The organism is Geodermatophilus sp. SYSU D00697 (genome assembly GCF_054050175.1).
Map to the genome: position 1 here is coordinate 43,864 of NZ_JBJGYV010000012.1, position 23,134 is coordinate 66,997.

General features: G+C 74.8%; 22 protein-coding genes and 1 tRNA gene. 13 read left to right on the forward strand and 10 right to left on the reverse strand.

The window, feature by feature from the left end:
• Positions 1 to 11 precede the first annotated feature (11 nt).
• Together ctaJ and ACI79C_RS12280 are read right to left on the reverse strand one after the other, a co-directional pair.
• Positions 12 to 386, reverse strand: a complete 375-nt coding sequence (ctaJ, locus tag ACI79C_RS12275; RefSeq protein WP_456945934.1) for an aa3-type cytochrome oxidase subunit CtaJ — start codon at positions 384 to 386, stop codon at positions 12 to 14.
• Between the two features lie 37 nt (positions 387 to 423).
• Positions 424 to 1,848, reverse strand: a complete 1,425-nt coding sequence (locus tag ACI79C_RS12280) for an amidase (RefSeq protein WP_456945935.1) — start codon at positions 1,846 to 1,848, stop codon at positions 424 to 426.
• 33 nt (positions 1,849 to 1,881) lie between these two features.
• Here ACI79C_RS12280 and kynU point away from each other — a divergent pair, with 33 nt between their 5' ends.
• Positions 1,882 to 3,138 (forward strand): kynureninase, encoded by a 1,257-nt coding sequence (gene kynU, locus ACI79C_RS12285; protein ID WP_456945936.1) that lies wholly within the window; start codon positions 1,882 to 1,884, stop codon positions 3,136 to 3,138.
• Between the two features lie 113 nt (positions 3,139 to 3,251).
• Here kynU and ACI79C_RS12290 read toward each other — a convergent pair whose 3' ends face one another.
• Both ACI79C_RS12290 and ACI79C_RS12295 read right to left on the reverse strand, forming a co-directional pair.
• Positions 3,252 to 4,109 carry an SCO6745 family protein gene (locus ACI79C_RS12290; RefSeq protein ID WP_456945937.1) on the reverse strand — a complete coding sequence of 286 codons (858 nt, stop codon included), beginning with the start codon at positions 4,107 to 4,109 and terminating at the stop codon, positions 3,252 to 3,254.
• Between the two features lie 61 nt (positions 4,110 to 4,170).
• Positions 4,171 to 4,635: an HNH endonuclease gene (locus ACI79C_RS12295; RefSeq protein WP_456945938.1), complete on the reverse strand. Its 465-nt coding sequence runs from the start codon at positions 4,633 to 4,635 to the stop codon at positions 4,171 to 4,173.
• 267 nt (positions 4,636 to 4,902) lie between these two features.
• Here ACI79C_RS12295 and ACI79C_RS12300 point away from each other — a divergent pair, with 267 nt between their 5' ends.
• A complete protein-coding gene (locus ACI79C_RS12300) occupies positions 4,903 to 6,972 on the forward strand; it encodes a prolyl oligopeptidase family serine peptidase (RefSeq protein WP_456945939.1) in 2,070 nt (689 codons plus the stop codon).
• A 109-nt stretch (positions 6,973 to 7,081) separates the two neighbouring features.
• Here the strand turns inward: ACI79C_RS12300 and ACI79C_RS12305 are convergent, their stop codons facing one another.
• Positions 7,082 to 8,041 carry an ABC transporter substrate-binding protein gene (locus ACI79C_RS12305; RefSeq protein WP_456945940.1) on the reverse strand — a complete coding sequence of 320 codons (960 nt, stop codon included), beginning with the start codon at positions 8,039 to 8,041 and terminating at the stop codon, positions 7,082 to 7,084.
• A gap of 216 nt (positions 8,042 to 8,257) precedes the next feature.
• On the opposite strand from ACI79C_RS12305, the gene ACI79C_RS12310 reads away from it, so the two are divergent.
• The 5 genes from ACI79C_RS12310 (at position 8,258) to ACI79C_RS12330 (ending at position 14,390) form a co-directional block, all read left to right on the forward strand.
• Positions 8,258 to 9,274, forward strand: coding sequence for a mechanosensitive ion channel family protein (locus tag ACI79C_RS12310; RefSeq protein WP_456945941.1), 1,017 nt, complete (start codon positions 8,258 to 8,260; stop codon positions 9,272 to 9,274).
• A 77-nt stretch (positions 9,275 to 9,351) separates the two neighbouring features.
• Positions 9,352 to 10,593 (forward strand): MFS transporter, encoded by a 1,242-nt coding sequence (locus tag ACI79C_RS12315; protein ID WP_456945942.1) that lies wholly within the window; start codon positions 9,352 to 9,354, stop codon positions 10,591 to 10,593.
• Complete coding sequence (locus tag ACI79C_RS12320; RefSeq protein ID WP_456945943.1) at positions 10,590 to 11,015, forward strand: globin; 426 nt, start codon at positions 10,590 to 10,592, stop codon at positions 11,013 to 11,015. Before ACI79C_RS12315 ends, ACI79C_RS12320 begins: the two co-directional genes overlap by 4 nt.
• A gap of 96 nt (positions 11,016 to 11,111) precedes the next feature.
• Entirely contained in the window at positions 11,112 to 12,695 is a 1,584-nt protein-coding gene (locus ACI79C_RS12325) for a glycoside hydrolase family 13 protein (RefSeq protein WP_456945944.1), read from the forward strand.
• Positions 12,696 to 12,854: 159 nt separating this feature from the next.
• Positions 12,855 to 14,390, forward strand: coding sequence for an ATP-binding cassette domain-containing protein (locus ACI79C_RS12330; protein ID WP_456945945.1), 1,536 nt, complete (start codon positions 12,855 to 12,857; stop codon positions 14,388 to 14,390).
• A gap of 78 nt (positions 14,391 to 14,468) precedes the next feature.
• On the opposite strand, the gene ACI79C_RS12335 is transcribed toward ACI79C_RS12330, so the two are convergent.
• Complete coding sequence (locus tag ACI79C_RS12335) at positions 14,469 to 14,837, reverse strand: hypothetical protein (RefSeq protein ID WP_456945946.1); 369 nt, start codon at positions 14,835 to 14,837, stop codon at positions 14,469 to 14,471.
• Between the two features lie 592 nt (positions 14,838 to 15,429).
• On the opposite strand from ACI79C_RS12335, the gene ACI79C_RS12340 reads away from it, so the two are divergent.
• The 5 genes from ACI79C_RS12340 to ACI79C_RS12360 all read left to right on the forward strand — a co-directional run bounded on the left by ACI79C_RS12340 (position 15,430) and on the right by ACI79C_RS12360 (position 18,427).
• Positions 15,430 to 15,996: a biotin transporter BioY gene (locus ACI79C_RS12340; RefSeq protein ID WP_456945947.1), complete on the forward strand. Its 567-nt coding sequence runs from the start codon at positions 15,430 to 15,432 to the stop codon at positions 15,994 to 15,996.
• A gap of 3 nt (positions 15,997 to 15,999) precedes the next feature.
• Complete coding sequence (locus ACI79C_RS12345) at positions 16,000 to 16,731, forward strand: energy-coupling factor ABC transporter ATP-binding protein (RefSeq protein WP_456945948.1); 732 nt, start codon at positions 16,000 to 16,002, stop codon at positions 16,729 to 16,731.
• Positions 16,731 to 17,363, forward strand: a complete 633-nt coding sequence (locus ACI79C_RS12350) for an energy-coupling factor transporter transmembrane component T family protein (RefSeq protein WP_456945949.1) — start codon at positions 16,731 to 16,733, stop codon at positions 17,361 to 17,363. Before ACI79C_RS12345 ends, ACI79C_RS12350 begins: the two co-directional genes overlap by 1 nt.
• The gene (locus tag ACI79C_RS12355) at positions 17,363 to 17,893 is read left to right on the forward strand and encodes an MOSC domain-containing protein (protein ID WP_456945950.1); all 531 of its coding nucleotides are present in this window, start codon (positions 17,363 to 17,365) and stop codon (positions 17,891 to 17,893) included. The genes ACI79C_RS12350 and ACI79C_RS12355 overlap by 1 nt, the downstream gene beginning before the upstream one ends.
• Before the next feature lie 102 nt (positions 17,894 to 17,995).
• A complete protein-coding gene (locus ACI79C_RS12360) occupies positions 17,996 to 18,427 on the forward strand; it encodes a YccF domain-containing protein (protein WP_456946038.1) in 432 nt (143 codons plus the stop codon).
• Positions 18,428 to 18,500: 73 nt separating this feature from the next.
• Here the strand turns inward: ACI79C_RS12360 and ACI79C_RS12365 are convergent, their stop codons facing one another.
• From ACI79C_RS12365 to ACI79C_RS12380, 4 genes are all read right to left on the reverse strand, one after another.
• Entirely contained in the window at positions 18,501 to 18,917 is a 417-nt protein-coding gene (locus ACI79C_RS12365; RefSeq protein ID WP_456945951.1) for an acyl-CoA thioesterase, read from the reverse strand.
• Between the two features lie 169 nt (positions 18,918 to 19,086).
• Positions 19,087 to 20,757 carry an energy-dependent translational throttle protein EttA gene (gene ettA / locus ACI79C_RS12370; protein ID WP_456945952.1) on the reverse strand — a complete coding sequence of 557 codons (1,671 nt, stop codon included), beginning with the start codon at positions 20,755 to 20,757 and terminating at the stop codon, positions 19,087 to 19,089.
• A gap of 103 nt (positions 20,758 to 20,860) precedes the next feature.
• Positions 20,861 to 21,394: a single-stranded DNA-binding protein gene (locus tag ACI79C_RS12375; protein WP_456945953.1), complete on the reverse strand. Its 534-nt coding sequence runs from the start codon at positions 21,392 to 21,394 to the stop codon at positions 20,861 to 20,863.
• 182 nt (positions 21,395 to 21,576) lie between these two features.
• A complete protein-coding gene (locus ACI79C_RS12380) occupies positions 21,577 to 22,383 on the reverse strand; it encodes a class I SAM-dependent methyltransferase (RefSeq protein WP_456945954.1) in 807 nt (268 codons plus the stop codon).
• Positions 22,384 to 22,515: 132 nt separating this feature from the next.
• Between ACI79C_RS12380 and ACI79C_RS12385 the strand changes: the two genes are divergently transcribed.
• Positions 22,516 to 22,588 (forward strand) — tRNA-Arg (locus ACI79C_RS12385).
• The last annotated feature ends 546 nt before the right edge of the window (positions 22,589 to 23,134 follow it).

The following is a 23,134-nucleotide window of genomic DNA, read 5'->3' on the forward strand; positions in this document are numbered from 1 at the left end:
GGGTCATGCGCTCACCACGTCCCGCGGGCGCCGCCGTAGGGGCGGGCCGAGGCCACCGCGGCCGCGGACGGGAGAGCAGTGGCCCCACGGCCGTGCCCGTGCCCGCCGTCGCGCGCCGGCCCGTCGTGCTGCTCGGGGTACATCGACGAGCCCAGCGCGGTGGTGCCGTCGCCGGGGACGGCGGCCGGGCCGTGCGCCTCGGTGGGGCCGTGCGCGCCGCCCTGCGGGTGCGGCTCGTACCAGACGGGCTCGTGCTCCCACGGCTGACCCGGCTTGTAGCGGACCTTGCGCCGTCGCGCGCCCGGCACGAGCGTCAGGAGCGCGAGGAGCAGGACCACGGCCAGCGGGGCCACCACGTAGACGAGGATGGTCTCGACGACGGTCACCCCCTCAACCTACCGGCAGCGGTCGCACCCCTCCTGCTCAGTCCCATCCGGCGGGGCGCCGGTGCGCCCAGGGCCGGGCCGCCTCCAGCTGGGCGGACAACGCGATGAGGGTCGCCTCGTCGGCCGGGCGACCGACGAGCATGGTGCCGACCGGCAGACCGCCGTCGGTCCAATGCAGCGGGACGCTGACCGCCGGCTGTCCGGTGACGTTGAAGACGGCGGTGAACGCGGCGTAGCGCTTCTGCCGCTCGAAGTCGGCCGCGCCGTCCCCGTCGGCGTCGAACCAGCCCACCGGCCGCGGCGTCAGGGTGGTCACCGGCGCCAGCAGGACGTCGAACTGACGGGTCGCCTCGAGGAAGCGACGGGAGAACAGCCGCAGCGCGGTCAGGGCCTCCATCGCCGCCTGGGCCGACAGCGCGAGGCCGCGGGCGCGCAGCTCGCGGGTGAGCGGCCGCAGCTCCCCCACCCGCCCGGGCGGGACCGGCAGCAGCGTGCCCGACAGCGTCCACGCCCGCTCGAAGGCCGCCAGCACGTCCGCACCCAGCAGGCCGGCGGGGACGTCGTCCACCTCGTGGCCGAGGTCGGTGAGCAGCCGGGTGGCGTCCTCGAACGCGGCCGCCACCTCCGGCTCGAGGACGGCGTCGGGCATCGGGGACTCCAGGTGCCGGCCGATCCGCAGCCGGCCCACCGGGCGGTCGGCGTAGCCGAGGAAGGTCTCGCCGGGCGGGGGCGGCGGGGCCCAGGTGGCGTCCCCGGGCACCGGGCCGGCCATCGCGTCGAGCATGGCGGCGGCGTCGCGCACCGTGCGCGCGATCGGACCGTTGGTGCCCAGGCCGGTCACGTCGGCGCCCAGCGGCCCGTTGCTGACCCGGCCGCGGCTGGGCTTGATCCCGAACAGGCCGTTGATTCCGGCCGGGATCCGGATCGAGCCCCCGCCGTCGCTGCCCTGCGCGAACGGCAGCATCCCGGCGGCCACCGCGACCGCCGCTCCCCCGCTGGACCCCCCGGCCAGCCGGGAGCGGTCCCACGGACAGAGAGCGGGACCGGCGAGGGCGTTGTCGGTGTAGCAGGGGAACCCGAACTCGGGTGTGTTGGTCTTGCCCACGCTGATCGTCCCGGCCGCGGCCAGGGCGGTCACCACGTGGTCGTCGATGCGGGGGACGTTGTCGGCGAAGACCGTGCACCCGTACGTCGTCCGGACCCCGGCGGTGTTGTTGAGGTCCTTGATCGCCGTCGGGACGCCGAGCAGCGGCGGCAGCTGCCCGCCGCGGGCCACCCGGTGCTCGGCCCGCCGCGCCGCGGCCAGCGCCCGCTCCGGGGTGACGGTGAGGAAGGCGCCCAGCCCCGGGCCGACGTCCTCGATGCGCCGCAGCGCGTGCTCGACGAGCTCGACCGGGCTGACCTCCCGCGCGCGGACGGCGGCGGCCTGCCCCAGGGCGGTGAGGTCGTGCAACTGGGTCACGGTGCGGGACGGTAGACCGGTACACAGGACGGCGTGGACCTCTCCCGCGCACACGCCGAGTCCCTCGACGCGGCCGACCCGCTGGCCGCCTCCCGGAGCCGCTTCGCCGGTGCGGGCGAGGACGGCCTGCTGTACCTCGACGGCAACTCGCTCGGGCGGATGCCGCGGGAGACCCCCGCGGCGCTGGCCCGGGTGGTGGAGGACGAGTGGGCCCGCGGGCTGGTCGGCTCGTGGTCGTCGTGGATCGGCGCGGCCACCCGGATCGGCGACCTGCTGGCCGAGGGGGTGCTCGGCGCCCGGGCCGGCGAGGTGCTGGTGAGCGACTCGACGTCGGTGGACCTCTACAAGCTGCTCGTGGCCGGGGCCGACGCCCGGCCGGGCCGCGACGTGCTGGTCTGCTGCGCCGACGACTTCCCCACCGACCGCTACGTCGTGGCCGGTGTGGCGCAGGCGCGGGGCATGACCGTGCGGGAGGTGCCGGCCGACGTCGACGAGGGACTCGACCCCGCGGTGCTGGCCGCGGCACTCGACGAGCGGGTGGCCGTCGTCGTCCTGTCCGCCGTCGCCTACCGGTCCGGCGCGCGGGCAGACGTCGCCGCCGTCACGCGCGCCGCGCGGGAGGTGGGCGCGCTGGTGCTGTGGGACCTCTCCCACGCCGCGGGCGCGGTGCCGCTGGACCTGACCGCCAGTGGCGCCGAGCTCGCCGTGGGCTGCACGTACAAGTACCTCAACGGCGGGCCCGGCGCGCCGGCCTTCCTCTACGTGCGCCGTGAGCTGCAGGAGCAGCTGCGCCAGCCGATCTGGGGGTGGTTCGGTCAGCGGGACCAGTTCGCGATGGGCCCGGTCTACGACCCGGTGCCCGGGATCGAGCGGTTCGGCGTGGGGACGCCGCCGGTCGTGGCGATGGCCGCGGTCGAGGTGGGCGCCCGCCTGGTCGCCGAGGCCGGGATCGGGCGGCTGGCGGCCAAGGGCCGGGCGCTGGGCGAGCTGACCGTCGCCCTGGCCGACGCCTGGCTGGCTCCGCACGGCGTCGCGCTGGCCTCGCCGCGGGACCCGGCGCGCCGGGGCTCGCACGTCACCCTCGCCCACCCGCAGGCCTGGCAGCTGACCCAGGCGCTGGTGGCCCGCGGTGTGGTCCCCGACTTCCGCACGCCCGACCGCGTGCGGCTGGGCCCCGCGCCGCTCTACACCCGCTTCGTCGACGTGTGGGACGCGATGGCCTGCTTCCGGGAGATCCTGTCCACCGGCGCGCACGAGTCCTTCCCCGTGGAGCGCAGCAGGGTGACGTGAGGACGGTCCTCGTGCAGGGGCCCGCCGCGGGCCCCGTCCCGGGTCCCGCCCTGAGCCGGCGAAGGGTGGGGAGGACGGGGTCCTTCGACGGTGGGGGGCACGAGGGTCCGTCCTCAATCCGGGTCGGGGACGCCGATCGGGTTGCGGTCGGGCCACAGCCCCGCGGCGAGGACGGTCCGCCGCAGCGGCACCAGCAGCTCGGCCAGCCGGTCGCAACGCACGGCGCCGAGCTCCTGCCACGGGCCCAGCGCCAGCCGGTCGGTGTCGGCCTCGACCGCGGCCACGATGGCCGCGCCCTCCGCGGTGAGCTCCGCGCCGGCCAGCCAGCCGCGGGCGGCGAGGTCCTCGGCGGCGGCGTCCCACGCGGCGGCGTCCCACCCGCGGGCGCGCAGGAGCCACTCCTTCTCGGTCCGGCCAGCGGCAGCGGCCAGGACGTGGGCACCCACCCCCGAGATCTCCCGCTGCAGCAGCGCGGCGTTGTGCCCGTCGCCCCGGTGCTCCCGCAGCGTGGTGAGCGACTGCCACAGGGCCAGGTGCGCGTCACCGGGGACGGGTAGTCCGGCGTTGGCCGCGGCCAGCGGCCGCCCGGGCGGGTCGACCGCGGCGGCGGCCGGCCCGGCCAGGTCCGCCGCCTCCGTGACAGCGGAGCGCCAGTCCTCCCCCAGCACCCGGCGGACCGCGGCGTCCACCCCGGCCAGCCGGGCGGTGAGCGCCTGCTCCGGCGTCACGGCCCGCCAGACCGCCGGCACCCGGCGGGCCACGAACGCCGGCGCGAAGTTGTAGAAGGTCGCCGTCACGACCTCGGGGCCGACCGGTCCCATCGGGGCGGCGCGCATCGCGAAGTAGGGGGACCAGAAGCCGGTCAGGCCGGCGGCCTCCGCGGCCGACCGGCACTCGTCGGCGAAGTAGGTCAGCGCGTGGAAGGGCTCCGCCAGCGCCCACAGGCGCCGGGCCGTGGCCGGCGAGGTCATGCCGGCCCCCTCCAGGGACCTGCCGCGAGCGGGCGAGTTGCGGGGGGCAGGGGGTCCTCCCTCACGCCGACACGCTCTCCGGCACGCCGAGCCACTCCCGCCAGCGCGGGTCGACGGTGCGGGCGCCGAGCAGCCGCCAGGCGGCGCCGCTCGGGGTGCGCGGCGGGTGCGGGAGCTTCCAGCCGAGCTCCGCCAGCGACCGGTCGGCCTTGGTGTGGTTGCACCGCCGGCAGGCCGCCACCACGTTGTCCCAGGTGTGGGTGCCGCCGCGGCTGCGCGGGACGACGTGGTCGATGCTCGTCGCCGACCCGCCGCAGTAGACGCAGGAGGAGCCGTCCCGGGCGAAGACCGCCCGCCGCGACAGGGGCACCTGCGCCGGGTAGGGGACGCGCACGTACCGGGTCAGCCGCACCACGACGGGCACCGGCAGGGCGACCGTCTCGGCGTGGACGAGCTCCGGTGCGCTGTCCACCGACACGGCCTTCTCGGCGAGGACGAGCACGATCGCGCGGCGGCTGGACACCACGCACAACGGCTCGTACGTGGCGTTGAGCAGCAGGGTCGCGGCCGTGGTCGACCGCGCGGGACTGGGCGCGAGCGGATGAGGGAGTGGGTCGCGCCGCTGACCTGGCTGGCCGGCGGACGACCCGGATGCGGAACGCGGCACAGGGCACCTCCGAGCGCCCGGGGCCGCGCGCCGGGTGCTGTGCGACCCGTGGGCGCCCCCATTCTGACCTGCGACAGCGCATCCGCGCTGCCGGGAGCAGCCGGGCGCCTCGATACCGTGACCCGGGTGCGCTACCCCGACGCCCCCCGGCTCGACCTGGTCGAGCACCTCCACGGCCACCCCGTCGCCGATCCCTACCGCTGGCTCGAGGACCCCGACGACGCCCGCACGGTCGCCTGGACCGGGGCCCAGGACGCCCTGACCGCCGAGGCGCTGGCCGGCCTGCCGCTGCGCGACCGGTTCGCCGCCCGGCTGGAGGAGCTGGTGCACGCCGGCGCCGTCGGCGTCCCGGTCTGGCGCTCCGGGCGCGCCTTCTCCACGCGGCGCGACCCCGGGCAGGAGCACGCCGTCCTCCGCGTGCTCGAGCCCGACGGCAGCACCCGGGTGCTGGTCGACCCGATGGCGATCGACCCGTCGGGCACCACCACGCTCGACGCGTGGTCGCCGTCCTGGGAGGGCGACCGGCTGGCCTACCAGCTGTCCACCGGCGGCGACGAGGAGTCGCGGCTGTACGTCCTCGACGTGGCCACCGGCGAGCAGCTCGACGGGCCGATCGACCGCTGCCGGTACTCCCCGGTCGCCTGGTTGCCCGGCGGCGAGGAGCTGTTCTACGTCCGCCGGCTGGCCCCCGACCTCGTCCCCGCCGGCGAGGAGCAGTTCCACCGGCGGGTGTGGCGCCACCGGGTGGGCACCGACCCGGACGGCGACGCGCTGGTCCACGGCGAGGGCAGCGACCCCGCGACCTACTTCGGTGCCCGCACCAGCCGCGACGGCCGCTGGTTGGTGGTCTCCGCGTCGGTCGGCACCGCTCCGCGGGACGACGTCTGGCTGGCCGACCTGGCCGGGGACGGCGTCCTGCGCGAGCTGCAGGTGGGGGTCGACGCGCAGACCGCGGCGTGGGTGGCCCGCGACGGCCGGCTCTGGCTGATGAGCGACCGCGGCACCCCGCGCTGGCGGCTGGCCGTCGCCGACCCCGCGGACCCGGGCACCTGGGCGCCGGAGGCGTGGCGGGACGTCGTCCCCGAGCAGGAGGACGCCGTGCTGACCGACGTCGCCCTCGTCGACGGTGCGGACGGCGACCTGCAGGTCCTGGCCGTCCACTCGGTGGACGCCACCGACCGGCTGTCGCTGTGGGCCGGGGACGGGTCCGGACGCGTCGCCGAGGTCCCCCGGCCCGGCGCGGGCAGCATCTCCGGGGTCAGCTCCCCGCCCGAGGGCGGGACCACCGCGTGGATCGGCTACACCGACCACGCCACCCCGCCGTCGGTGTACCGGTGGGAGACCGGCGCCCGCGAGGAGCTGACCACCTGGGAGCGGGCACCGGTGGCCGGCGAGGTGCCCGCGGTGCGCGTCGTGGAGACCCACGCGACCTCGGCCGACGGCACGCCGGTGCACCTGTTCGTCGTCTCCGGGACCGGGACGCCGGACCGGCCGCGGCCCACGGTGCTCTACGGCTACGGCGGGTTCAACGTCGCGCTCACCCCGGCCTACTCGGCACAGGCGCTGGCCTGGGTGGCCGCGGGCGGGGTGTGGGCGGTGGCCAACCTGCGCGGCGGCTCCGAGCACGGCGAGCAGTGGCACCGGGCGGGGATGCGCGAGCACAAGCAGAACGTGTTCGACGACTTCGCCGCGGCCGGGGAGCACCTGGTCGCCGAGGGCTGGACGACGCACCCGCAGCTGGCCGTGATGGGCGGCTCCAACGGGGGGCTGCTGGTGGGGGCCACCCTGACCCAGCGGCCCGACCTCGCCGCCGCCGTCGTCTGCAGCGCTCCGCTGCTGGACATGGTCCGCTACGAGCGCTTCGGCCTCGGCCGGACCTGGAACGACGAGTACGGCACCGCCGAGGACCCCACCGAGCTGGGCTGGTTGCTCGGCTACTCCCCCTACCACCGGGTCGTCGAGGGCACCGCCTACCCCGCGGTGCTGTTCACGACCTTCGAGTCCGACACCCGCGTCGACCCGCTGCACGCCCGCAAGCTCGCCGCGGCGCTCCAGCACGCGACCAGCTCATCGGCGCCGGTGCTGCTGCGCCGGGAGACCGAGGTCGGCCACGGCGCCCGGGCCGTGAGCCGCACCGTCGGGCTGGCCGCCGACCAGCTGGCGTTCCTCGCCGCCCACACCGGGCTCGAGGACTGAACGGCAGCGGGCCGCGCCCCCTCCGCGGTGGAGGGGACGCGGCCCGTCGGCGGCCCCCTGCAGGGTCCCGCCGCGAGCTCGCGAGTGGCGGGGGGCAGGGGGTCCTTTCTCAGTTCTCGACGAAGATGTTGTCCAGCTCGACGTCGCCCTCGATGATCCCGTCCTGCTCACCGAGCTCCAGCAGCTTCTCGACCGACTCGCGGTTGATCTCGCTCTGGAAGGTCGGCAGGGTCAGCTGCTGGGCGATCTCGGGACTGATCTGGGTGTAGGTGCCCAGCACCGCGCGCACCTGGTCGGGGTTGGCCTGCGCGTACTCCTGGGCCTCGATCATGGCGTCGGCGAACCGCTGCACCACGTCGGGGTTCTCCGCCGCGTACTGGTCGGAGGTGAAGTACCCGGCCACGGTCAGGTCGTCGTCGGTCTCCGTGTAGGGAGCCGACACCCGCCGCAGGCCCTGGCTCTCCCCGACCGTCGCCGACGGCTCCACGGCGAAGGCCGCGTCGACCTGGCCGGTGCTCACCGCCGCCGGCATGTCCGGGAAGGGGATCTCGACGAACTGGATGCCCTCGGGGTCGCCGCCGGCCTGGCGCACGCTCTCCCGGACGACGGTGTCGCTGATGTTGTTGATCGAGTTGATCGCGACCCGCTTGCCCGCGAGGTCCGCCGCGGACTGGATCGGGCTGTCGGCCGGGACGACGACGGCGGCGAAGTCGTCCTCGGCGTTGCCGGTCGCGCCGGGGCCCGGGGCGACCAGGCCCAGCGGGACACCGCGGGCCTCGGCCTGCAGCAGGCTGGTGATGTTGGAGAAGCCGAACTGGGCCTCCCCGTTGACGACGGCGGGCACGATCGCCGCGCCGCCCTGGGCGAGGAACGGCTCGACCTCGAGGTCGTGCTGCTCGAAGATGCCCTGCTCGATGCCGAGGTAGAGCGCGGCGACGTCCACGATCGGGATCGCGCCGACCCGGATCTGGGTGGGGCCGGTCTCGCCGCCCCCACCGGAACCGCCGGAGTCCTCGTCCCCGCCCCCACAGGCGGCGAGCACCACGGTGCTCGCCAGGGCGAGGGCCATCCACGTACGACGCACAGGTCCTCCACGGTGTTGCTGGGCCGGACACGTGACGGACACGCGCCCGACGCATGGTCGGCGGCGATCGTCAGATCGGCGGCGACCACGCGTCAACACGGCCGTCGGAACCGCTACCGAATCGTGGCCGACGCTCCCGGGCCGGACCGATCCGCCGCGGGTGGTGCCCCTCGGGCCGGGAACCTGAGAGTATTTCCCGTGATGAACGCGTCACCCTCCGTGCTCGCCGCGGCCGACGACGGCCTGACCGGCTCCGTCCCCGACTGCGCCGACTACTGGCTCTGCCAGAAGGTCTACGACTGGTTCGGGATGGACTGGCTGGCCGAGAACGCCCAGGCCCTCATCGCCAAGCCGGCCAAGATCCTGCTGATCGTCGTCCTCGCGACGCTGGTGCGGGCGCTGGCGCACCGCGCCATCCGGCGGCTGACCGACTCCACCGCCAGCGGCGCCGTGCCGGCCATCCTGCGGACCCGGCGCACCCGCGTCTCGGCGCTCGGCGATGCCGTCGAGCAGATCGCCGCCCGGCGCACCCAGCGCGCCGAGGCGATCGGGTCGGTGCTGCGCAGTTTCTCCTCGATCGTCGTGCTCGGCATGGCCGTGGTGCTCGTCCTCGGCGAGCTGGGCATCAACCTGGCGCCCATCCTGGCCAGCGCCGGCGTGGTGGGCGTGGCCCTGGGCTTCGGCGCGCAGAACCTGGTCAAGGACTTCATCGCCGGGATCGGCATCATCCTGGAGGACCAGTACGGCGTCGGGGACGTCGTCGACCTCGGCGAGGTCAACGGCACCGTGGAGGCCGTGGGGCTGCGCATCACGCGGCTGCGGGACGTCAACGGGGTCGTCTGGTACGCCCGCAACGGCGAGATCCTGCGCGTGGGCAACAAGAGCCAGGGCTTCGCCCAGGTGGTCATCGACATGCCGGTCGCCCACGACACCGACCTGGACCGCTGCCGCACCGTCATGCAGGAGGTGGCCGACGAGATGTACGCCGAGGCCGAGTGGGCACCGGCGCTCCTGGCCGCCCCCGAGTCCCTCGGTGCCGAGCAGATCACCGCGGAGGGCGTCGTCATGCGACTGCAGGTGCGCAGCACCAGCGCCGACCAGTGGCGCGTCGGCCGCGAGCTGCGCATGCGGCTCCAGGAGCGCTTCGTGCTCGAGGGCATCAAGACCCCGCTGCCGCTGCTGGGCGCGGTGTCCGGCGCCGGGGCGGGGGCCCCCTGACCGGGGGTGCGCCGGCGGGCGGGGGCCCGGCCGGCGGCAGTCCGTCCCGTCCGGCGACCTTCCGCGAGGTCTTCGCCGTGCCGGAGTACCGGCCGCTGTTCGGCAGCTACCTGCTGTCGACGATCGGCGACGAACTGGCCCGCGTGGCGCTGACCGTCCTGGTCTACCAGCGCACCTCCTCCCCGCTGCTGTCGGCGATCACCTTCGGCATCAGCTATCTGCCGTGGCTGCTCGGCGGCCCGCTCCTGTCCACCCTCGCCGACCGGTTCCCCCGACACCGCGTCCTCATCGCGACCGACGTCGCCCGCGCCCTGCTGGTCGCCGGCATGGCGGTCCCCGGCACCCCGCTGCCCGTGCTGCTGGCGCTGCTGCTCCTGGTGGCCCTGGGCGCACCACCGTTCGAGTCCGCCCGCTCCGCGCTCATGGCCGACGTCCTGGACGGCGACCGCTACGCCGTGGCCACGTCCCTCACCAACGTCGCCGGCCAGGTGTCCCAGGTGGTCGGGTTCGCGCTCGCCGGCGCCCTGGTGGCGGTGCTCTCCCCGTCGACGGTGCTGCTGCTCGACGCCGCGACCTTCGTCGTCTCCGCGGTGTGGCTGTGGGCGCGGCTGGAGCGCCGTCCGGCTCCGGACGCCGGCACGCCCGGGGAGGACCGGCCGCGGTCGGTCTGGCGGGACGCGGCCGAGGGGCTGCGGCTGATCGGCCGGACGCCTCGGCTGCGCGCCATCATCGGGCTGACCTGGATCGGCACCCTGTTCGCCAACGCGGCCGAGGGCGTCGCCGCGCCGCTGGTCGACCAGCTCGGCCAGGGGGCCACCCAGGTCGGTCTGCTGCTCGCGGCCAACCCGCTCGGGGTCACCGTCGGCGGGCTGCTCATCGCCCGCGCGGTCACCCAGGACCGTCGGGAGCGCCTGGTGCCGGGGCTGGTCGTGCTGTCCCTGGCGCCGGTCGCGCTGGCCGGGCTGGTCGCGCTGTGGGCCGACCCGGGACGCGGGGCCTACCTCCTCGTCGTCGCGCTGATGTTCGTGGCCGGCCTCGGCGCGGCCTGGGGGATCCCGCTCAACGTCGCCTTCGTGCAGGCGGTGCCGCAGGCCTTCCGCGGCCGGGCCTTCGGGGTGGCGGTCAGCGGGCTGTACGGCGTGCAGGGGCTGGGCGTGCTCGCCGCCGGCTTCGCCGCCGAGGGCCTGTCGCCGGGCGCGGTCGTGGCGCTCATCGGGGGGGTCGGGCTGGTCGCCGTCGTCCAGCCGCTGGTGGCCTACGGACGTACCCAGGGTCACGTGGCAGCAGCCACCGCGGCTGCGGGACGATCGACGTCATGAGCCGTTCCCTGCCCTCGGCGCGGACCTTCTACGAGGAGGTCGGCGGCGCGCCGACCTTCGAGCGGCTCGTGGCGCGCTTCTACGCCGGGGTCCGCACCGACCCGGTGCTCGCGCCGCTGTACCCCCAGGACGACTGGGAGGGTGCGGAGGCCCGCCTGCGCGGGTTCCTGGAGCAGTACTGGGGCGGCCCCACCACCTACTCGCAGCAGCGCGGCCACCCGCGGCTGCGCATGCGGCACGCCCCCTTCGCCATCGGCCCGGCCGAGCGCGACGCGTGGCTGGCGCACATGCGCGACGCCGTGGACTCCCTGGAGCTGTCCGCCGAGCAGGACGCCACGCTCTGGGGTTACCTGGAGATGGCTGCGCGCAGCATGCAGAACCGCTGGCCCGACGACGCGCCCGGAGACCTGTCGCTCGCCTGAGGCGAGCGGTTCCCGATGTCCACCGGCCTCGGCCCGAGGCCCACCCCGAGCGTGCGAGGGGTGAGGGGGCCGAGGTCCTTCCCCCTGAGGAGCCCGGTGAGCCCTGCTCCCACCTCCCGCCGCACCGACGCCGACTGGTGGCGGGACGCCGTCTTCTACCAGGTCTACATCCGCAGCTTCGCCGACGGGAACGGCGACGGCGTCGGCGACCTGGCCGGCATCCGGTCGCGGCTGCCGCACCTGGTCGAGCTCGGCGTGGACGCGCTGTGGATCACGCCGTTCTACCCCTCCCCCATGGCCGACCACGGCTACGACGTCGCCGACCCGCGCGACGTCGAGCCCGCCTTCGGCGACCTCGCGGAGTTCGACGCCCTGCTGGCCGAGGCGCACTCCGCGGGCATCCGGGTGACCATCGACCTGGTCCCCAACCACAGCTCCCACCAGCACGAGTGGTTCGAGGCGGCGCTGGCCGCCGGCCCCGGGTCGCCGGAGCGGGCCCGCTACGTCTTCCGCGACGGTCGCGGCCCGGACGGCGCCCAGCCGCCGAACAACTGGCCGTCGGTGTTCGGCGGCCCCGCGTGGACGCGGGTGCCCGACGGCCAGTGGTACCTGCACATCTTCGCGCCCGAGCAGCCGGACCTGGACTTCACCAACCCCGAGGTCCTCGCCGACCTCGAGACGACGATGCGGTTCTGGCTCGACCGCGGCGTCGACGGGTTCCGCATCGACGTCGCCCACGGCATGGCCAAGCCCGAGGGCCTGCCGGACATGCAGCCGATGGAGGACACCGGCCTGCTCGACGACCACGGCCCCGGGGACCACCGGTTCGACGACGACGGCGTGCACGACGTGCACCGGCGGATCCGGGCGGTGCTCGACCAGTACCCCGGCACCATGGCCGTGGGAGAGGTGTGGGTCTCCGACGACGACCGGCTGGCGCGGTACCTGCGCCCCGACGAGCTGCAGCTGGCGTTCAACTTCAAGCTGCTCACGGCCGACTGGACCGCCGAGGAGCTCCGGGATGCCGTCGTCCACTCCCTGGCCACGGTCGAGGGCACCCCGGCGCCGGCCTGCTGGGTGCTGTCCAACCACGACCGCCCGCGCCACGTCACCCGCTACGGCGGCGGGGAGCTCGGCACCCGCCGGGCGCGGGCCGCGGCGCTGCTCCAGCTCGCGCTGCCCGGGGCGGCCTACCTCTACAACGGCGACGAGCTGGGCATGCCCGACGTCGACCTGCCCGACGAGGCCCTGCAGGACCCGATCTGGGCGCGCTCGGGCCACGCCGAGCGGGGGCGGGACGCGTGCCGCATCCCGGTGCCGTGGTCGGGCACCGAGCCCTCCTACGGGTTCAGCACCCGCCGGGACACCTGGCTGCCGATGCCCGAGGGGTGGGGCGCGCTGACCGCGGCAGCGCAGGACGCCGACGCCGGTTCGGTGCTGTCGCTGTACCGGACGGCGCTGCGCCTGCGGCGGGAGTCCGACGCGTTCGCGGGCGAGACGCTGGAGTGGCTCCCCGCACCGGGGGGCTGCCTCGCGTTCCGCCGTCCGGGCGGCCTGGTGTGCCTGCTCAACGTCTCCGGGGCCGCCGTCCCGCTGCCCGAGGGCCAGGTGCTGCTGGCCAGCGCCGACGTGGCGGCCGGGACGCTGCCCGACGACGCGGCGGTGTGGCTGCGGGCCTGAGCGGGCAGGACCCTGGGGCGTCTCCCGGCCTCCGGGTTCGGCAGGCGCCACCCCCGTGCGCGGGTAGCATCGGACCGGTGACGAAGCGTCGCGGGGGACGCTGACACGACGATCGACCGACCCCGTGGTCGGGGACCCTGACGGGGAGGCCGCCCGCCCATGCCGCTGCTGCAGGTCGAGGGCTTGAGGAAGTCCTTCGGGGGCCGGCGCGTCCTGCGGGAGGTCTCCTTCGAGATCGCCGAGGGCGAGATCGTCGGGTTGGTCGGCACCAACGGCGCGGGCAAGTCGACCCTCGGCGACATCGTCGCCGGGATCACCCCCGCCGACGCCGGCGTGATGACGCTGCTGGACCACCCCTATGCCCCGCTGTCGGCGGCGGACGCCCGCCACGTCGGCGTCGGGGTCGTCGAGCAGCTGGTCCGCATCGACCCCGGGCTGACCGTGGCCCAGGCCGTGTTCCGCGGCACGGCGCAGGGGGGGCGCCCCCAGGCGGAGCTGCGCCGGCCGGCCCGGGCCCTGCTCACCGAGGTCGACCTCGACGTCGACCCCGACACCCTCGTCGGGGACCTGCCGCACTTCGTGCACCCCCTGGTGGAGACCGCTCGCGTGCTGGCCGAGGACACCCGGCTGGTCGTGCTCGACGAGGTCTCGGCGGTGCTGCTGCCCTCGGAGGTCACCCGGCTGCACGCCGTGGCCGGCCAGTTGAGCAAGCAGGGGCGCGGCGTGCTCTACATCAGCCACCGGCTGCCCGAGATGCTCGAGGTGGTCGACCGGGTGCTGGTGCTCCGGGAGGGGCGGATCGCCCTCGACAGCCCGAGCGCGTCCCTGGACCCGGTCCGGCTGGCCGCGGAGACGGTCGGCGGACCGGTGTCCCTGCCGGTGCGCCGCGAGTCCGCGACTCCTCCCCCGACGCAGCCGGACGACGCCCCGGCCCCCGCACCGGCCCGGCCGGCGCCGTCCGAGGAGGTGGCCCTGCGGGTCCGCAACCTGCGGGTCCCCGGCCGGGTCCAGGGCGTGGACCTCCTGCTGCGCCGGGGCGAGGTGGTCGGGCTGACCGGGCAGCGCACCTCCGGCGTCCGCGAGATCGCCGGGGCCCTGAGCGGAGAGCTGCCGGCGCTCAGCGACGAGGCGGTGCTGCACGGTGAGCCGCGCACGCTGGACCCCTCCGCGGACGTCGCCGCCCTGCGGCTGCCCGCCTACCGGCCCGACGACGACGCCTACGGGGTCGACCCCCGCGAGACGATCGCCCGCACCCTCACCCAGGAGGCCTGGGGCACGCTGACCGACCTGCGCAAGGAGATCGCCACGCTGCGCAGCGTGATCAAGACGGTGCACCAGCTCGACGTCAAGACGATGAGCATCCGCACCGTCTTCGGCGCCCTGTCCGGCGGCGACCAGCACAAGCTCGCGCTGGCCCGGTGGATGGCCTCGGCCCGGGACGTCGTCGTGCTGCACGAGCCCACCCGCGGCCTCGACGTCCGCGCCCGCCAGCAGGTGCGGCAGCTGCTCGACGAGGCGACCGCGCACGGGACCTCGGTGGTCGTGGTGTCGGTGGACCCCGACGAGCTGGCCGACTTCTGCGACCGGGTCGCCATCGTGGCCGACGGCCGCGTCACCCGCTGGATCGACACCGGTGAACTCGCCGTCGAGGCCGTGCGCGAGCGGATCGTCGAGGCCGCCACCGCCGCCGCCTGAGGCCGGCCCCCGCAGGAGAGCTGACGACGACGGCCGGCGGTGCCGCCGTGCCCTCGGGCCCGGCGGCACCGCCCGCCGTCAGACGCTGACGGTGCCCGCGACGGCGCGCAGCTTGTGCCGCGCCAGGGCGAGGTTGGTGGTCATGCGGTTGAGCACGAGGTAGATGAACAGGCCGGCGTTGCCCTGCCCCTTGAGCACGTTGATCAGGTGGTACTGGTTCTGCAGCGTGATCAGGACGTCCTCGATCTCGTCCTTCAGCTCGAGGTCCTGGATGGTGCGCAGCTTCGCACGCACCACGTTCGAGTTCCCGGCGGCCGCGACGTTGAGGTCGAACCCGGGCGTGCCGCCGGCCGCGAGGGCCATGCCGCTGTCGATGTCGACGATGGCGGCGCCGCTGGCGCCCTCGATCGCGAGCAGGTCGGCGATGACGTTGTCGAGCTGTGCCACGGATGGGGCTCCTGTCGTCTCGTGGGGGGGCCGCAACGGGGTGCTGCGGACCGGGTCGGGGGGCGACCCCGGTCGACCGGACGAGCCGGGCGTCTGTCGGCGTGCGGTGTGCCGGGGCGGCTCCGGTGCCACCTCGACGCGTGTCGCACCGGCCGGAGCGCGGTGCGCGGCCTCCTCGTCGACGGCGGGCGGCAGGGACGGCGGCGGTGTCCGCTCCGGCCGGGCCCCGTCGCCGGGATCCCGATCGGGGTGCTGCGGAGGGTCCGCGGCGAGCTCGTGCGGTGCGGGGCGTCCCCACGGCCACAGCGACGCCCACCACCCGCTTGCCATGCCTTGTTCCGCCTTGCCGAGGGGGCTCAGGAACTCCAGACAACACGCCTGGGGCAGGCCCGGCAAACCGGCCCGCGTATCTGCAGGTGAGCGCGCAGACACCGACGGCGACCGGTTCGAGACCCGCCGGACCGGGTCCCGACGACGCCGTGACGTGGGAGCGCGGGCAGGAGACCGGGCGGGGACGGCGGCCGGCCGGCCGGGTACGTTCCGCGGGGACCCGAGCGCCCCACCGATCCGCCGCCGTCAGGAGGAGACCGCCGTGAAGACCAGGGATCTCGCCTACGTCGCCCTGTTCGCGGCGATCACGGCCGTGCTCGGGCTGCTCCCGCCGGTGCCCGTCCCCGGCATCCCGGTCCCGATCACCGCGCAGACCCTCGGCGTGATGCTGGCCGGCTCGGTGCTGGGCGCCAAGCGGGGCGGGCTGGCCCTGCTGGTCTTCCTGGCGGTGGTCGCCGTCGGCGCCCCGGTGCTGTCGGGCGGTCGCGGGGGCCTGGGCGTCTTCGTCGGGCCGACCGCCGGCTACCTGTACAGCTGGCCGGTCGCGGCCTTCGTCGTCGGGCTGCTCACCCAGCTGTTCTGGCGGCGGCTGAACCTCGCCTGGGCGCTGGTCGCCAACCTGGTCGGCGGGGTGGTCGTCATCTACGCCATCGGCATCCCCTTCACCAGCCTCTACGGCGACGTCCCGCTCTCGGTGTCGTTCACCGGCTCCCTGGCGTTCATCCCCGGTGACGTGGTCAAGGCGGTCGCGGCGTCGGTGGTGGCGGTGGCGGTCCGCCGCGCCTACCCGGTGATCGAGCTGCCCGGCCGGCGCGCGACCGCCGGCTGACGCGTGCGCTGGGGACGGCGGAGCGCGCAGACTGCGCCCGCGGCGACCCTCCCGCGCACGGCGATCGAGCTCCGCGAGGTCGGCCACGCCTACGGCGAGCGGACCGTGCTGAGCGACGTCTCGCTGACCCTGACCGAGTCGCGGGTCGGCGTCATCGGCGCCAACGGCTCGGGCAAGAGCACCTTCGCGCGGCTGCTCAACGGACTGGTCGTACCGACGGCCGGCACCGTGCTGGTCGACGGCCTGGACACCAGGACCCGGGTCCGGGACGTGCGCCGCCGGGTGGGCTTCGTCTTCCAGGACCCCGACGCGCAGATCGTGCACCCCACCGTCGCGGAGGACGTCGCGTTCGGGCTGACCAACCAGGGCGTGCCCCCCGACGAGATCGCCCGCCGGGTGGACGACGTCCTCGCGCGCTACGACCTCGACGGCCACCGCGACCACCCGGCGCACCTGCTCTCCGGCGGGCAGAAGCAGCTGCTGGCCATCGCCGGGGTGCTGGTGATGCGCCCGGAACGCGTGGTCTTCGACGAGCCGACGACGCTGCTGGACCTGGCCAACACCCGGCGGGTGGCCCGGGTCATCACCGAGCTCGAGCAGGACGTCGTCGTGGTCACCCACCACCTGGACCTGCTGGCCGGGTTCGACCGGGTGCTGGTGTTCGACGACGGCCGGGTGGTCGCCGACGGGACGCCCGCCGAGACGGTGCCCTGGTACGTGGCCAGGATGGGCTGATGCTGTCGCTGTACCTCCCGGGCACCAGCCCGGTCCACCGGGCGCCGGCGGGCCTGAAGCTGGCGGTCCTGGCCGGCCTCGGCGTCGGGCTGTTCGTGGCCTCCCGGCTCGACGTGCTGGCCGCGGCCCTGGCGGCGGTGCTCGTCGTGGGGCTGCTCGTGGCGCGGCTCCCGGCCGGGGTGCTGTGGGCCCAGGTGCGCCCGGTGTGGATCTGGCTGGCCGCCCTGCTCGCCGTCCACCTGCTGGTGACCGACGCCCTCACCGGGGCCACGGCCGTGCTGCGCCTGCTGACCCTGGTGCTGGCCGCCGCGGTGGTCACGGCGACCACCCGCGTCACCGCCCTCGTGGCCGTCGTCGAGGTGCTGGCCCGGCCACTGCGCCTCGTGGGAGTGCGGCCGGCCCGGGTGGGGCTGGTGATCGCGATGACGCTGCGGTTCATCCCGCTCGTGGCCGAGCAGGCGGCCCGGATCCGGGAGGCGCAGGCCGCCCGCGGCGCTCCGCGGCTGCGCGCCGGGATGCTGGTGCCGCTGCTCATCTCCGTGCTGCGGCTGGCGCACACGCTCAGCGAGGCGCTGGACGCGCGCGGGGCCGACGACGTCCCGCCACGGCGGGTCTCCCCGAGGAGGGCGTGATGGGCGAGCTGGCCGAGATCTGGCTGACCGGGACGGCGGCCGCGCCGATGCGCCGGGTGTCCTCGGCCCGGCTGCTCGCCGGGCGCGGGCTGGAGGGCGATCGCTACGCCCTGGGCGGCGGCACGTGGGTGGACTACCCCGACCTGGAGAAGCAGCTCACGCTCATCGACGCCGACGACGTCGCAGCCGTGGCGGCGGAGGTGGGCGCCGACCTGGCGCCCGGCGACACCCGCCGCAACCTCGTGACGACGGGGATCGACCTGCCCTCGCTGGTGGGCCACTGGTTCACCGTCGGCGACGCGCTGCTGTTCGGTGTGAAGCGCTGCCCGCCCTGCAGCCACCTGGAGCGGCTGACCGGGACCCGGCTGGTCAAGGCCATGGTGCACCGCGGCGGGATCAACGCGGCGGTGTTCGCCGGGGCCGCGGTCGCCCCGGGAGCGCCGGTGCGGGTGCTCTCCGAGGAGGAGGCGGCCCGCCGCGGGGCTCCCACCGGCGCCGACCGCCCCGTTCCCCGGATCGTCGGGAGCTGAGCGCCCGGGTCACGCGTGGTCGCCCTCCTCTCACCGTGGGAGAGCGCCACGATCCGCGGGGAACCGGGCGGGAGCCCGGCCCGTGGAACGGGCGTGGACACCATGCGGACACTGCTCAACCTGGTCTGGCTGGTCTTCCAGGGCTGGATCCTGGCCCTCGCCTACGCCTTGGCCGGACTGGTCGCCTGCCTGCTGATCGTGACGATCCCCTTCGGCATCGCCGCCTTCCGGCTGGCCGGCTTCGTCGTCTGGCCGTTCGGCCGGACCACCGTGCCGGCGCCGGGTGCCGGCGTGGCCTCGGCCGTGGGCAACGTGGTCTGGTTCCTGGTCGCCGGGTGGTGGCTCGCCCTGATCCACATCGTCAGCGGCATCGGCTTCTGCCTGACGATCATCGGCATCCCGTTCGGGATCGCGTCGTTCAAGCTGGCCGCCGTCGGGCTGTTCCCCCTCGGCAAGCGGGTGGTCGAGACCGCTCCCCCGCGCGACTGGCTGCACGCCGGCGGTGGCGTGGTGCAGGCCCCGGCCGTCCGCTGAGCGGGGGGCAGGCCCCGGCCGTCCGCTGAGCGGGGGGCAGGCCCCGGCCGTCCGCTGAGACGCGGGGTCCTCGTCAGGCCTGCGGCTGCTCGTCGGTCCAGCGGACGAGGAAGTCCTTCTCCTCCGGGGTGAGCCGGCGCGGCCGGTCCAGCGAGAAGTCGAAGGGGACCAGGAGCGTGCTGCCGGTGACCGCCAGCTGCTCGTGGTCGAACAGCTCGTAGTGGCAGGTGAAGGCGGCGGCGCGCAGGCCGGAGACCCAGATCTGCACGTCGAGCGGCCGGGAGGAGTAGACGACCGGCCGCTTGTACTGGATGTCGTGGGCGGCGACGACGGTCCCGCGGCGCAGGCCGGTCCGCTCCTCCAGCGATGCCCGCTCGAAGAACAGGTCGACGCGGGCCATCTCGAAGTACTGCAGGAACACGACGTTGTTGACGTGGCCGTAGGCGTCCATGTCCGACCAGCGCATCGGGACCTGCACCGTGTACCGCACGGCCGCCACCCTGCCGTACGGCCGGCGGGGACGGTCACCGCCCCCCGCGCAGACGCCGACGGCCGGCCGGAGCGGGTGCTCCGGTCGGCCGTTGGTGAGGTGCCGCAACGGCCCCGCTGCAGGGTCCCGCGCCGAGCCTGCGAGGCGTGGGGGGCAGCGGGGCCCTTCTTCAGTCCCGGGCGAGCTTCCGGTACGTCGCGCGGTGCGGACGCGCCGCCTCGGGCCCGAGCCGCTCGACCTTGTTCTTCTCGTAGTCGGCGAAGTTGCCCTCGTACCAGAACCACTTCGACTCACCCTCGTAGGCGAGGATGTGCGTCGCCACGCGGTCGAGGAACCACCGGTCGTGGCTGACGACCACGGCACAGCCGGGGAACTCCAGCAGCGCGGACTCCAGGCTGGTCAGCGTCTCGGTGTCGAGGTCGTTGGTCGGCTCGTCGAGCAGCAGCAGGTTGCCGCCCTGCTTGAGGGTCAGGGCGAGGTTGAGGCGGTTGCGCTCACCGCCGGACAGCACGCCGGCCGGCTTCTGCTGGTCCGGGCCCTTGAACCCGAACGCCGCGACGTAGGCCCGCGAGGGCATCTCGACATTGCCGACCTGGATGTGGTCCAGGCCGTCGGAGACGACCTCCCACAGCGTCTTCTTGGGGTCGATGCCGCTGCGGTTCTGCTCGACGTAGGAGAGCTTGACCGTCTCGCCGACCTTGATCTCGCCGTCGTCCGGCTTCTCCTCGCCGACCAGCATCTTGAACAGCGTGGTCTTGCCGACGCCGTTGGGGCCGACGACCCCGACGATGCCGTTGCGCGGGAGGGTGAAGGACAGGTCGTCGATGAGGACGCGGTCGCCGAAGCCCTTGGTGAGGTCCCGGGTCTCCACGACGACGTTGCCCAGCCGCGGACCCGGCGGGATCTGGATCTCCTCGAAGTCCAGCTTGCGGTACTTGTCGGCCTCGGCCGCCATCTCCTCGTAACGCTGGAGGCGGGCCTTGCTCTTGGCCTGGCGCGCCTTGGCGCCCGACCGCACCCACTCCAGCTCCTCCTTGAGGCGCTTCTGGCGCTTGGCGTCCTTGGCGCCCTCGACCTTGAGGCGGGCGGCCTTGGTCTCGAGGTAGGTCGAGTAGTTGCCCTCGTAGGGGTAGGCCCGCCCCCGGTCGAGCTCGAGGATCCACTGGGCGACGTTGTCGAGGAAGTACCGGTCGTGGGTGACGGCGACGACGGTGCCGGCGTACTTCTCCAGGTGCTGCTCCAGCCAGGCCACGCTCTCGGCGTCGAGGTGGTTGGTGGGCTCGTCGAGCAGCAGCAGGTCCGGCGCCTCCAGCAGCAGCTTGCACAGCGCCACGCGGCGGCGCTCACCGCCGGAGAGGACCGTGACGTCGGCGTCGCCGGGCGGGCAGCGCAGCGCGTCCATCGCCTGCTCGATGCGGGCGTCGAGCTCCCAGCCGTCGTGGTTCTCGATGAACTCCATGAGCTCGCCCTGCTCGCCGAGGAGCGCGTCGAAGTCGGCGTCGGGCTCCCCCATCGCCGCGCTGACCTCCTCGAAGCGGGTCAGCGCGTCGCGGAGGGGCTTGACCGCCTCCTCGACATTGCCGCGGACGTCGAGCTCCTCGTTGAGCGGCGGCTCCTGCAGCAGGATGCCGACCGTGGCCCCGGGCGCGAGCATGACGTCGCCGTTGGAGGGCTGCTGCAGACCGGCCATGATCTGGAGGACCGTGGACTTGCCGGCGCCGTTCGGCCCGAGCACGCCGATCTTGGCGCCGGGCAGGAACGACAGGGTGACGTCGTCCAGGATCACCTTGTCGCCGTGCGCCTTGCGCGCACGCACCATGGTGTAGATGTACTGAGCCACTGGGCTTCGCAGGCCTTCCGTCGATTCGCGAGTGGAGGGCGGGCCGGCTGCCTGCCGGCCCGCCCCCGTGCGTTCCCGCCGTCGATCCTCCCAGCCCGGGCAACTAGGCGTGCGCGGGCTCCCTGGCGAGGTCGCCGGTGTTCGTGTCGTACAACGCCTCGTCCGCCTCAACGTAGTCCCGCCCGGGCACCGGAGTGTCGGGATCGCCGGCGAACGTGTCCGCCTCGGCGGCGGCCGGGCCCGGCACCAGCGGTGCTCCCTCGTCGGCGGCCCGCGCCGGCCGGCTGCGCTTGAACAGGGCCGTCCCGCGGTTGAGGTTCGGCCCCACGGCGGTGGCCCGGATGCGCGGCACGCTCCGCCGGCCGTGCTCGCTCTCCCAGCTGTGGGTGCTCAGCGTGCCGTAGACGATGACGGGGTCGCCCTTGCTGACGCTGCCGGAGACGTTGCCGGACAGCTCGTTCCAGCACTCGACGTCGACCCAGAAGGTGGTGCCGTCGACGAACTCCTGGGTCCGGCTGTCGAAGCGCCGCTGGGTGGAGGCCATGCGGAAGTTGGTGACGGGGTTGCCGCCGTCGGGACTGAAACGGCGGGGTGAGTCGACGACGTTGCCGACGACGGTGACATGGGTCTCGTTCACGGTGCTCCCTCGGTCCGTGGCGCCGGGACGGCGCGACCGGCGTGGTGCCGGTGTGCAGTCGACCCTCGGCGGCACGAGCCCTGCCGGACAGCCATGGCGGGCATCTGTGGACGGCACGGCTCCCTGTGGACGACGGAGCCGGGATCCGGGCGGGCGGGTGCTGCACTGCCCGGGTGAGCACGTCACCACTCCCGACCGCGCACCGCCCAGGCCCGTGCGGTGAGGTGGATCGAGCCGTCGTCCACGGTGGGCAGCCGGGCCCGCAGGGTCTCGCGCAGGGCTGCGCGCGGCTCCTCCCCGAGGGAGGCGGCGTAGGCCCCTGCCGGTCCGGCACCTCCCAGGAAGGGTGTCCAGAGGTCGTCGAAGTCGTCGAACACCGTCGGGACGACGATCTCCTCGACGGCCACGTCGGCCAGTCCGGCGGCGGTGAACAGCGCGCACAGTGGCTCGGGCGCACAGCCCGGGAAGCGCACGCCCTCGTCCAGCGTGCGAGCGGCGGGGTCGGAGGCGGTCGCGGCGTCCCAGAACGACCGGATCACCTGCATGCCCTCGGCGTAGTCCCAGACGTAGGCGGCCACGACGGCCCCGGGTCGGGCCGCCCTCCGCATCTCGGCCAGGGCGGCGGCCGGGTCGGGCACGAAGTTGAGGACCAGTCCCGAGACGACCGCGTCGACCGAGGCGTCGCCCACCGGCAGCGCCTGCGCGTCGCCCTCCCGGAGCGACACCCTCCGGTCGCGCAGGTGACCGGCCGCGTGGGCGAGGAAGGCCGCGGACGGGTCCACGCCGACGACGCTCTCCGGCGCGCACGCCGCGAGGACCGCCCCGGTGAGCGCACCGGTCCCGCAGCCGACGTCGAGCCATCGTCGGCCCGCGGGCACGCGGAGCCAGGCGACGAACCTCCGCGCGACCGGCCTGCTCCACCGGCCGACGTAGGTCTCGTACTGGGCCGCTCCGGCCCACGTCCCCGGGGCTGCACCGAGCTGGTCCACGGCGCCCTCCCCTCGACGGGCGGCGGTTGCCGGGCCATCGTCGTCCCGGGCCGGCGATCGGCACCAGAGGCCGACTCCCCGTGGCCCGTCCACCGACCCGGGGGACGCCGGGGGTGCGATGATCGCCACCGAGCGCCCGTAGCTCAGCGGATAGAGCAGGTGCCTTCTAAGCACTTGGTCGCAGGTTCGATCCCTGCCGGGCGCGCCCACGGCACCCGCCCCTCAGAGATGCGCGCATCTGGTCCTCGGACCCTCGGCAGACGTCGGCGCCGTCTAGTGCCCGAAGATGCCCTGACGGTCGAGCGGACACTTTGGCGTTCGCTCCGGCTGGGGTTGGACCTGCCTCCGGCTCCCGCTTCGGAGACCAGGCCTGCCCAGGGGTGTCTTCGGATGTTCCCCGGGACGTCAACGGCTGGACGGTCATGGGAGGGGATCGACATGAGCGCACCCCCACCGACTCCTGCGCCTCGGAGACGGAGGCAGCGTGACTGCTCGTCAGGCTGCTGAGAGACCGTAACGCTCCGGTCCATGCAGGCCCCGAGCGCTCGCCGACGACGATCGACACCATCGAGGGGATGGCTGCGCTTCAACTCCTGTCTCCATCGCGCCGCCGGGCGCCCGGCACCTGACCACGGATCGGAAGGTGGGCGGGTCTGGATCCCTCCGGGCGCGCACACAGGAGGGCTGGAGAGCGAGAGAACCGCCCAGGCCTTCAGCACCTCGCGGGCGGTTCCGGTCACGGACCGCCACC

Coding starts and splice junctions, on each gene's coding strand:
- ACI79C_RS12290 (WP_456945937.1), bottom strand. CDS start 4,109: ATGACCTCGCCGGCCACGGCCCGGCGCCTGTGGGCGCTGGCGGAGCCC.
- ACI79C_RS12305 (WP_456945940.1), bottom strand. CDS start 8,041: ATGGCCCTCGCCCTGGCGAGCACCGTGGTGCTCGCCGCCTGTGGGGGC.
- ACI79C_RS12310 (WP_456945941.1), top strand. CDS start 8,258: ATGAACGCGTCACCCTCCGTGCTCGCCGCGGCCGACGACGGCCTGACC.
- ACI79C_RS12320 (WP_456945943.1), top strand. CDS start 10,590: ATGAGCCGTTCCCTGCCCTCGGCGCGGACCTTCTACGAGGAGGTCGGC.
- ACI79C_RS12330 (WP_456945945.1), top strand. CDS start 12,855: ATGCCGCTGCTGCAGGTCGAGGGCTTGAGGAAGTCCTTCGGGGGCCGG.
- ACI79C_RS12350 (WP_456945949.1), top strand. CDS start 16,731: ATGCTGTCGCTGTACCTCCCGGGCACCAGCCCGGTCCACCGGGCGCCG.
- ACI79C_RS12355 (WP_456945950.1), top strand. CDS start 17,363: ATGGGCGAGCTGGCCGAGATCTGGCTGACCGGGACGGCGGCCGCGCCG.
- ACI79C_RS12360 (WP_456946038.1), top strand. CDS start 17,996: ATGCGGACACTGCTCAACCTGGTCTGGCTGGTCTTCCAGGGCTGGATC.